The following is a 9,506-nucleotide window of genomic DNA, read 5'->3' on the forward strand; positions in this document are numbered from 1 at the left end:
GGGAGTCGACGCGGAGCGTCGGCGAGTGACGACAACGCGGCGAGGCGCGGTGCCAGGCGCCGCGAGCCCGGCCTGATCGGCAAGACACCCCCTAGGGGGACGTGCCCCTCACCGCTTCACCGCGTCCCGGCCGGCTGCGGGGCGACGGGGCCGAAGAGCCTCAGCCGGTGGGCCAGGGCAGCGGCCTCACCGCGGCCCGCGACACCGAGCTTCGCCAGGATGTTCGAGACGTGCACGCTGGCCGTCTTCGGGGAGATGAAGAGCTCCTCGGCGATCTGGCGGTTGGTGTGGCCCGCCGCGACCAGGCGCAGCACGTCCCGCTCGCGGCTGGTCAGGCCCAGCGCCTCGACCGGGTCGGCCTCCGGAGCGAGCAGGGCCGTGGCGGCGGCGTCCACCGGGACGAGCGGGAGCCGGGCCCGCTGCGCGAGCAGGGCCAGGTCCTCGCGGAGCCTGCGGGCGCCGAGCTGCTCGGAGGTGGCGTAGGCCTCCTGGAGGAGCCCGGCGGCGACCTCGCGGTCCCCGCCGGCCGTCAGCAGGGACTCCACGAGCCGGTACCGGGCCCTGGCGAGGAGGTACGGGCGCTCCAGGGGGCCTACAGCCGCTTCCACGGCCGTCCAGTCGGCGACGGTGTCCCGGGCCTCGGCGCGCAGCAGCTCGGCCCTGAGGTACTCGGAGTGGGCGCTCCACACCGGAGCCGGGGTGGCCAGGGTCCGGGCCGCGGTGCGCAGCACCGTCAGCGCTTCCTCGCGGCCGGCCTCCGCGGCGGGCAGGCCCCGGGCCTCGGCTTCGGCCGAGGCTGCGGCGAGCAGCAGCGGCCAGGCGTAGCGGTGGTTGCCGAGCGGGAAGCCGTGGGCGATGACGGCGGTCACCTCGCCGCGGACGTCGGCGATCCGGCCCTCCGCCGCCGCCACGCCGATCGCGAGGCGGAACAGCGGGATCCGGTGCTGGGGCTGGCCGTCGTGGGACCCGAAGTGGGCGCGGGCGGCGGTGAGCTGGCCGGCGGCCTCGGCGAGTTCGCCGCGGGCCAGGGCCAGGTAGGCCAGCCGTACGACGGCCGCGGCGCGCGGGGCGGCGCTGCTGACGAGGGTCAGGGTGCGCCGGGCCTGCGTCGCGGCCTCCTCCCACCGGCCGACGCTGTACAGGCTCTCCGCCAGGTTCCCCCGAATGTAGGCCTCGGAGTCCATCAGATGGGAGTTCTTGACCAGCTCGGCACCTTGTTCGGCCAGTTCCACGGCTTCACGGGACCGGCCCAGGCCTTCCAGATGAGAGGTGAGGTTCACGTGCGCACGTCCCACCAGCATGGCGAGTCCGAGTTCGGCGGCCCGGTCCTTGACCGCGTACATCTCGGCGAGGCCGCGTTCGGGGTCCCCCGAGTCGACGAGCAGGCTGCCGACGGTGATCCGGGCATTGAGCTCGGTGTCCTCGGCGCCGACCATCCGCGCGTACTCCACGGCGCGTTCGGCGGCGACCAGGTTGTCGGGCCCCGGCTTGTGGAGCATGCCCCAGCTCGCTGCCCTGACCAGGACGTCGGCGTGCACCTGGGACGGGGGCAGCCCGCGGACGAGCTCCTGTGCCTTGGCGAGCTCCGCCCAGCCGTCGCCGCGGGCGAGGCCGGCGATCATCCGGGAGCGTTCGGTCCAGAACCAGGCGGCGCGCAGCGGGTCGTGGCCGTCCTCCAGCAGCCGCAGGGCCGTCTTGGTCAGCTTCAGCGCGCGTTCGCGCTCGCCTCCGAAGCGGGCCGCGACGGTGGCTTCGGCCAGCAGGTCGAGGCGTTGCAGCGGGGTGGTGGCCGGGTCGCAGCCGCAGGGCGGGTAGACCTCGGTGTAGTCCGCCGGGCGCAGTTCGTCGCGCACGTCCTCCGGTACGGCCTCCCACAGGTCCATGGCCCGCTCCAGCAGGCGCAGCTGCTCGGAATAGGCGTGCCGGCGCCGGGCGGCCACCGAGGCCGCGAGGACGGCGGGCAGGGCCTTGGCCGCGTCGTTGGCGTAGTACCAGTAGGTGGCGAGGCGGATGACCCGCTCCTCCGCGCGGATCAGCGAGTCGTCCTGTTCGAGCTCCTCGGCGTAGCGGCGGTTGACGCGGGCGCGCTCGCCGGGCAGCAGGTCGTCGGAGACGGCCTCGCGGACCAGGGAGTGGCGGAAGCGGTAGCCGTCGCCGTCGGAGGTGGCGAGGAGGATGTTGGCGCCGACCGCCGAGCGCAGGGCCTCGATCAGCTCGTCCTCGGTGAGCCGGGTGACGGCGCGCAGCAGGGGGTACTCCACCGTGGAGCCGCCCTCGGCGACGATGCGCACGACGCGCTGCGCGGCGTCCGGGAGGACTTCGACGCGGACCAGGAGCAGGTCGCGCAGGGATTCGGTGAGGCCGGTGGAGCAGCCGCTGGCGCGGGAGGCGACGAGTTCCTCGACGAAGAAGGCGTTGCCGTCGGAGCGGTCGAAGACCGATTCGACGAACTCCTCGTCGGGCTGCGAGGCGAGGATCCCGGCGAGCTGGCGCCGTACTTCGGCCCGGTTGAAGCGGGACAGCTCGATGCGCTGGACGGTGCGCAGCCGGTCGAGTTCGGCGAGGAGCGGGCGCAGCGGGTGGCGGCGGTGGACGTCGTCGGCGCGGTAGGTGGCGACGACGACGAGCCGGCCGCTGCCGAGCGCACGGAAGAGGTAGGAGAGCAGGTGGCGGGTGGAGGTGTCCGCCCAGTGCAGGTCTTCCAGGACGAGGACGACGGTGCGGTCGGCGGCGAGCCGTTCCAGCATCCGGGCCGTCAGCTCGAAGAGCCTGGCGGTGCTCTCCTCGTCGTGCGGGCCGCGCGGGGTCTCGCCGAGTTCGGGGAGGATGCGCGCGAGTTCGTCCTCCTGGCCGACGGCGGCTGCGGCCAGTTCGTCGGGGAGCAGGCGGTGCAGGGTGCGCAGCGCCGTCGAAAACGGGGCGAAGGGAAGTCCCTCCGCCCCGATCTCCACACAGCCTCCGACGGCTACGACCGCGCCGCGGCGGTCGGCCTCGCAGAGGAACTCCTCGGTGAGGCGGGTCTTGCCGACCCCGGCCTCGCCGCCTATGAGCAGTGCCTGCGGCTCCTGGCCGGCGGCGCGCGTCAGGGCGTCGGTGAGTACGGCCAGTTCGTCGGCTCGGCCGACGAACACCGGGCTGACAGATCTGGTCTCCACGCCGCCGAGCATCGCACAGGGGCCCTGCTCATCGGCACTGGATTTCGGTGCGCTTCTCATCACGTGCCGGTTCGCACGGTCTCGCGACGCGGGTTACGCGGCGCGGGCGAACCGGCCGCGCTGCCCTCTCACCGACCCCTCCGGTTCCTGGCTCCGGGAGAAGGGGCGACGGGCCTTCTTCGCTTCCCGGACCAGGCGGTAGGCGTCGGCCTCGCGGATGAGGTCCTCGTGGCGGGCGGTGGCGATCTCGTACTCGAACATCTCGTGCTCCCTGGTTCGCGTTTCTCGGACACCTCGTTCGGTGTGATCCAAGATTCGCGCCCCAGGGGGTGCCGGCACATCGGGAGCATGCCGCATCTGCGGGAGCCGGGGGCCTTAGGCCGGGACCCGGGGTCCCTGAGGTGGCCTAAGGCGGTGCCTAGTGCTGTGGCCGGGAAGGTTTGCCGGGTCGCGGCGTCCGGTGCGGTGCATCGCAAGGCGGAGGGCCACGGCTCGTACCGGACGTACTTCCGTGGTCCGACAACGCGGCGAGGCGCCGTGCCGGGCGTCGCGACCCGGTGAACCTTCCCGGTCACAGCACTAGACGGACCGCCCGACAGGGCGAACGGACTAGGCGGCGCCTTCGGGGGCCGTCGGGAGGGCGAGGACGTACATGAACGCGAAGGCGACGACGCCGATGGCGGCGACGACCACGGCGGCCCAGGCCACGGAGCGGACCCAGGCCGGAAGGGTGCGGCCGGGGGCGCCGAAGGCCGGGCGGGCCAGCACGAAGACGGCGATGAGCAGCGCGACCGTCGACAGGACGCCGTTGAACAGGGCGGTCATGTGCCAGGCGTTGCCGTACAGCGCCTCGATCTTGGCCTCGGTGGTGGTGGCGGTGGCGGAGCTGATCTGGCCCTTGAGGGTCTCCCGCTCGCCGATGACGCGGGAGGTCCAGCTGCCGGTGAGGGCGACCAGGCCGAGACCGGCGGCGACGATCGCGGAGGCTCCGGAGGCGACACCACTGCTCTGCTGCTCGTCGGCCGCGGCGTCGAGTTCGTCGAACTCGTCGTCGAGGTCGGTGGCGAGCTCCTCGCCCTGGACCTCCTCGGTGGCGGCGGTGTCCGCGGCGGCCGGGGTGGTCGTCTCGTCGGCGCGGACCTTCTTCAGGTCGGCCGGGGAGTCCGCCTCGGGAGCGGTCGGGGCGGGGGTCTTGGTGGTGTCCATGCGGGGCACCGTAGGCGGCTTTTCTGAGAGGTTCCTGAGAATCCGGCCGGGCAGCGGGCAGCGCGCCGCCCCGGCCCCCGGGGAGAGCGGGGGCGGGGAGGCGGCGGGCGGGCGCGGGACGTGCCTACACGGGGGCCGCCTAGGCGAGGGTTGCCTACGCGGGGGTTGCCTACGCGGAGCGGGCCGCGGACCACTCGGGGGCGAGGAGCGCCCAGATCTCGGTGTCCTGGCGGACGCCCCGGTGCAGGTGGTTCTGGCGCATGACGCCTTCACGGGTCATGCCGAGGCGCTCGGCCACGGCGAGGCTCTTCTTGTTGCCGGTGGCGGCGTGCCATTCGACGCGGTGCATGCCGCGCTCCGCGAAGGCGTAGTCGATCAGGACGCGGCAGGCCTTCGTCACCAGGCCGCGGCCGGCCGCGGCGGGCTCCAGCCAGCAGCCGATCTCGCAGTTGCCCGTCGCCGCGTCGAACGCGGGGAAGAGGACCCCGCCCACGAGGGTGCCGTCGAGCCGGATCCCGAAGAACCGCGCGCCGTCCTCCCCCGCCGTGAGCGCGTACTTGGCGAGCAGGGCCCGTGCGGACTCGAGGTCGGCGGACCGGTCCGGGAAGCCGACGTACTGGCCGATGAACTCGCGTCCGCGCTCGATGTGGGCGAAGAACTCTTCCGCGTGCCGGGCTTCCAGCGGGAACAGCTGGGCGTCGTCGGCGAGGTCTATCGAGAACATGCGCGTTCTTCCTTGGCTATCGAGCGGCGGGTGGCCTGGTCACCGGGAGCTGGTCGCGGGCTCGGCCGCGTCCTCGCTCGTGACGGGGTCCGCGGCGGGCCGCTGCAGGGGAAGTTTCGCATGCGGACGGCGTTCCGGGGGCTCGATGCTGATCTTCGGGAGCCGGCGGTCCAGCCAGGCCGGCAGCCACCAGTTGGCTCCGCCGAGCAGGTGCATCAGGGCGGGGACGAGGAGGGTCCGCAGGACGAAGGCGTCGAGGGCGACGGCGGCGGCGAGCGCGATGCCGAACATGGCGATGATCCGGTCGCCGCTGAGTACGAAGGCCAGGAAGACGGAGATCATGATGACGGCCGCCGAGTTGATCACCCGGCTGGTCTCGGCGAGGCCGACGCGCACTGCCCGCTGGTTGTCCCCCGTCTCCAGCCACTCCTCGTACATCCGGCTGACGAGGAAGACCTGGTAGTCCATGGACAGCCCGAAGAGCACCGAGACCATGATCACCGGGAGGAAGGGCTCGATCGGCCCCGCGCTGCCCAGCCCCAGCGGTTCGCTGCCCCAGCCCCATTGGAAGATCGCGACGACGACTCCGAAGGAGGAGGCGACGGCGGCGACGTTCATGGCGGCCGCCTTGACCGGGATGCCTATGGAGCGGAAGGCCAGCAGCAGGAGCACGCAGCCGAGCGCGATGACCACCCCGACGAAGAGCGGCAGCTTCCCGACGATGACCTCGGCGAAGTCGTCGTACCCGGCGGTCACGCCGCCGACGTGCACCTGCATGGAGCTGTCCTGGCCGGCGCGCGGGATGACGTCCTCGCGCAGCCTGTCGACCAGCTCGCTCGTGGCCCGGGACTGCGGAGAGGAGTCCGGTACGACGGTGACGACGGCGGTGTCGCCGCTGCGGTTGAAGACCGCCGGTCCGGCCGCGGCCACGCCCCTGGTCGTACGGAGCGACTCGGCCAGCGCGTCCACGGCGACCCGGTCGCCGGCCCCGCCGAGGCGGGCGACCACGGTCAGCGGGCCGTTCATGCCCGGACCGAAGCCCTCCGCGAGCAGGTCGTAGGCCTTGCGGGTGGTGGAGGTGGCCGGGTTGTTGCCCTGGTCGGAGGTGCCGAGGTGGAGGGAGAGCGTGGGCAGTGCCAGCACCACCATGACGGCGGTGGCGACCAGGCCGAGCAGCTTCGGGTGGCGCTCGACGAAGGCGGACCAGCGGGCGGCGAAGCCGGTGACCGCGTCGGGCTGCGGACCCTCGGCGGCCAGCTTGCGGCGCTCGCGGCGGGACAGCGCGCGCATGCCGATGTACGAGAGGAGCGCGGGCAGCAGGGTCACCGAGGCGGCGACGGTCAGGACCACGGTGAGGGAGGCGGCGATGGCGACGCCGTTGAGGAAGTTCAGCCGGAGCACCAGCATGCCGAGCAGCGCGATGCAGACGGTGGCCCCGGCGAAGACCACGGCCCGGCCGGTGGTGGCGACGGCGCTCTCGGCGGCTTCCGCGACCGGGAGTCCGCGTTTGAGGCCCTTGCGGTGGCGGGTGACGATGAACAGTGCGTAGTCGATGCCCACCCCGAGGCCCACGAGGGTGCCGAGCATCGGGGCGAAGTCGGCGACCGGCATCGCGTGGCCGAGCAGGGTGATGCCGAAGTAGGCGGTGCCCACGCTGACCAGGGCCGTCGCGATGGGCAGCAGGCTGGCGGCCAGCGACCCGAAGGCCAGGAACAGCACCAGCGCGGCGATGGCCACGCCGATGACCTCGGCGAGGTGGGCGGAGGGGGCTTCGGTGAGGCCGATGGCCCGCCCGCCGAGCTCGACTTGCAGCCCGCCGGCCTGGGTGGCCGGGTTCCTCGCGGCGTCGACGACGGCCTTCGCCTCGCCCTTCGGCACCGAGTCGGCCGGCCGGTCGAAGGTGACCACGGCGTAGGCGGTACGCCCGTCGCGGCTGATCCGGGCCCCGCTGTCGGGCCCGGGACCATAGGGACCGGCAACCGATCCGACACCGGGCAGCCCGGCTATGGAGTCGAGGGCCCGCGTCATGCGCTCCTGAACGGCCGGCGTCCGCACGCTCTGCCCGTCCGGGGCCCGCCACACGATGGTGTCGGTGTCGCCGCCCTGCCCGTGGAAGCCTTCCCGCAGCAGGGCGTGCGCCTTGGCGGACTCGGTGCCGGGGACCTCGTAGTCATTGGAGAACGCCGTCCCGGCGCCGACCGCGGCAGCGGCGGTCCCGCCGAAGGCGAGGAGCCAGAGCAGGACGGCGACGAGTCGGTGCCGCAGGCACCAGCGTGCGAGGGCTGACAACGGACGGGCTCCCTGGTGGTTCGGATCCTTACCGGGGAACGGACCGTCGGAAAGAACGCGTGAACACTGAAAACTGAACGCTGGGCGTCTGGAATTTTGGTGCGGCGGTTGGTCTACACCTCAACGATCGCAGCGTCGCGTGATCGTTGGCGGCCTTCGTGGGCAGCGTCACAGGTGTTCGGGGAGGCGCGGGACCATGGTCACACGGGGTTCGGAACCGAGGTCCGGGCGGATGGGTCGTCGGGGTGGTTGCCGGAGTGGTTGCCGGGGTGGCCGGCGGGGTGGTCGTCGAGCTGCTTGGCCGGCTCTTCGTCGGGCTGGTCGGCCGGCTCTTCGTCGGCGCGGTAGCCCGGCAGCGAGGGCCAGCGCACGGTGAGCACCACCGAGTCCTCCTCCGCGTACCAGGAGTGGTCGACTCCGCGTCCCCACACGACGTAGTCCCCCTGCTCGGCCAGCACGACGCTCCGGCCGGGGAACTCCAGCCGGAACCGGCCGCTGATCAGCACCTGCAAGGCCGTACGGGACTCCCCGCGCACCCATTGCGCCCGCTCCTCCCCCTTGGGGTGGACGCCCCACTTGATCTCCACGTCCTCGCTGTGGCGGGGATCGCCCGGCTCCTTGAAGTGCCCCAGCAGCCAACCCCGGTCGACGGCGGCGTCGGGGGCGGCCTTGCCGGTGTAGACGGAGGGGTGGGTGGGGCGGATGGGGTGGGTGGGGTGGGTGGGGGAGGTTGGGTCGCTCACGGGGTGAGGCTAATGCAGTTGTCGGACCCGTCGGCGGCTGGTGAGCTGGCCGGATGACTATGGATCCGGATGACCTGCTGAGGGTGCGCGCCGAGTTCGACTCCTTGATGCGGCGGGAGGCCCTGCCCGACACCAGTGACGCGCGCGTGGAACGGGCGGGCGCGGTCGTACGGCAGATCGTGCCCGGCACCGGAGGGAACATGGTGCTCTGGTCGGACCTCGACGAGCACACGGCGGACGCGGCGATCGCGGAGCAGGTTGCGTTCTTCACGGGGCTGGCCGATCGGGGCGAGGTCCCGTCGGCGGAGTTCGAGTGGAAGCTGTACGGCCACGACCGCCCCGCCGACCTCGGGGACCGGCTGCGCGCGGCCGGCTTCGTGGCGGAGCCCGCAGAAACAGTGCTGGTGGGGCGGGTGGAGGACCTCGCCACCCTGTCGGTGGAACCGCCGGAGGGCATCACGCTGCGGGTGGTGACCGATGAGGCGGGCGTGGATCTGATGATGGAGGCCCACCGCCGCGCCTTCGGCGCGGACCGCCCGCGCATCAAGGACCTGATGCTGAACCTGCTGCGGGACGAGCCGGACACGATCGAAGCCGTCGTCGCGATGGCGGGCGACACCCCGGTGAGCGCGGCCCGGATGGAGATGCGCCCGGGGAGCCCCTTCGCGGGCCTGTGGGGCGGCGGCACGGTCCCGGAATGGCGGGGCCACGGCATCTACCGCCTCCTGGTGGCCCACCGCGCCCGCGTGGCGGCGGACCGGGGCATCCGCTACCTCCAGGTCGACGCATCGGAGGACAGCCGCCCGATCCTGGAACGGCTGGGCTTCGATGTATTGGGCGTGACCGTGCCTTGGGTGTGGGAGGGGTAGGGGTAGGAATAGGGGCCTGGCAGGGCTGTGGGGGCGGGGGTGGGGGGTGCGCCTGTGCTGCGGGCCAGTCGGTGGCTTCGACGAGTGCCGGTGGGAGCCCGGCAGTCCAGTGTCCTTTCGGTGCGGGCCGGTCCCTCAAGGGCGCTCCCTTCGGTCGCGTCGCTTCGCGATGGCCTTCGGCCACCCTTGACCGACCGACCCACCCCGAAACGCCACAAGACTTCCGGGATCCCCCCGGGGAATGGCCGGGGGGAGGAGTGGGGAGGAGCGGCCAAGTCGGAGATGCGCAGCCTTCCTCCGGCCGGTCATCTGGACACGGCCCCGGCAGGACCGTGACCTCAGCCGGAACGGACACGCGGGACGATCAGAGCATCCAGGGCCGGGGGGTCTGGACACCCTTCCCGTGCCCGTCGACCGCCAGCATGAGCGAGAGGGTGACGGGAAGCCCCTCAGGGCCGGTGGGCGCGACAGATCGCTACACAGTCCTTCTCGGCTTAGCGACTGCCGACCGTCCGTGGCT

Annotated in this window: 6 protein-coding genes and 1 pseudogene; 1 reads left to right on the forward strand and 6 read right to left on the reverse strand. The window is 72.8% G+C overall.

Going from position 1 to position 9,506, the window contains the following annotated elements:
* Positions 1-116 precede the first annotated feature (116 nt).
* The 6 genes and pseudogenes from ACFWBW_RS40810 to ACFWBW_RS40835 form a co-directional block, all read right to left on the reverse strand.
* Positions 117-3,167 carry an AAA family ATPase gene (locus tag ACFWBW_RS40810; protein WP_385384695.1) on the reverse strand — a complete coding sequence of 1,017 codons (3,051 nt, stop codon included), beginning with the start codon at positions 3,165-3,167 and terminating at the stop codon, positions 117-119.
* 81 nt (positions 3,168-3,248) lie between these two features.
* The gene (locus ACFWBW_RS40815; RefSeq protein WP_385384685.1) at positions 3,249-3,416 is read right to left on the reverse strand and encodes a hypothetical protein; all 168 of its coding nucleotides are present in this window, start codon (positions 3,414-3,416) and stop codon (positions 3,249-3,251) included.
* Positions 3,417-3,764: 348 nt separating this feature from the next.
* Positions 3,765-4,361 (reverse strand): hypothetical protein, encoded by a 597-nt coding sequence (locus tag ACFWBW_RS40820; RefSeq protein ID WP_385384688.1) that lies wholly within the window; start codon positions 4,359-4,361, stop codon positions 3,765-3,767.
* A 169-nt stretch (positions 4,362-4,530) separates the two neighbouring features.
* Positions 4,531-5,085 carry a GNAT family N-acetyltransferase gene (locus tag ACFWBW_RS40825; protein WP_385384690.1) on the reverse strand — a complete coding sequence of 185 codons (555 nt, stop codon included), beginning with the start codon at positions 5,083-5,085 and terminating at the stop codon, positions 4,531-4,533.
* Between the two features lie 39 nt (positions 5,086-5,124).
* The gene (locus ACFWBW_RS40830) at positions 5,125-7,374 is read right to left on the reverse strand and encodes an MMPL family transporter (protein ID WP_385384693.1); all 2,250 of its coding nucleotides are present in this window, start codon (positions 7,372-7,374) and stop codon (positions 5,125-5,127) included.
* A 317-nt stretch (positions 7,375-7,691) separates the two neighbouring features.
* Positions 7,692-8,078: pseudogene (locus ACFWBW_RS40835) on the reverse strand (signal peptidase I); the annotation flags it as partial.
* Positions 8,079-8,176: 98 nt separating this feature from the next.
* On the opposite strand from ACFWBW_RS40835, the gene ACFWBW_RS40840 reads away from it, so the two are divergent.
* Entirely contained in the window at positions 8,177-8,986 is an 810-nt protein-coding gene (locus tag ACFWBW_RS40840; RefSeq protein ID WP_385384697.1) for a GNAT family N-acetyltransferase, read from the forward strand.
* Positions 8,987-9,506: the final 520 nt, after the last annotated feature.

The organism is Streptomyces sp. NPDC059957 (genome assembly GCF_042730015.1).
Classification (GTDB): domain Bacteria; phylum Actinomycetota; class Actinomycetes; order Streptomycetales; family Streptomycetaceae; genus Streptomyces.

Excerpts from the sequence above, each read along its gene's own strand:
- ACFWBW_RS40825 (WP_385384690.1), bottom strand. The coding sequence starts at position 5,085 with ATGTTCTCGATAGACCTCGCCGACGACGCCCAGCTGTTCCCGCTGGAA.
- ACFWBW_RS40815 (WP_385384685.1), bottom strand. The coding sequence starts at position 3,416 with ATGTTCGAGTACGAGATCGCCACCGCCCGCCACGAGGACCTCATCCGC.
- ACFWBW_RS40810 (WP_385384695.1), bottom strand. The coding sequence starts at position 3,167 with ATGCTCGGCGGCGTGGAGACCAGATCTGTCAGCCCGGTGTTCGTCGGC.
- ACFWBW_RS40840 (WP_385384697.1), top strand. The coding sequence starts at position 8,177 with ATGGATCCGGATGACCTGCTGAGGGTGCGCGCCGAGTTCGACTCCTTG.
- ACFWBW_RS40820 (WP_385384688.1), bottom strand. The coding sequence starts at position 4,361 with ATGGACACCACCAAGACCCCCGCCCCGACCGCTCCCGAGGCGGACTCC.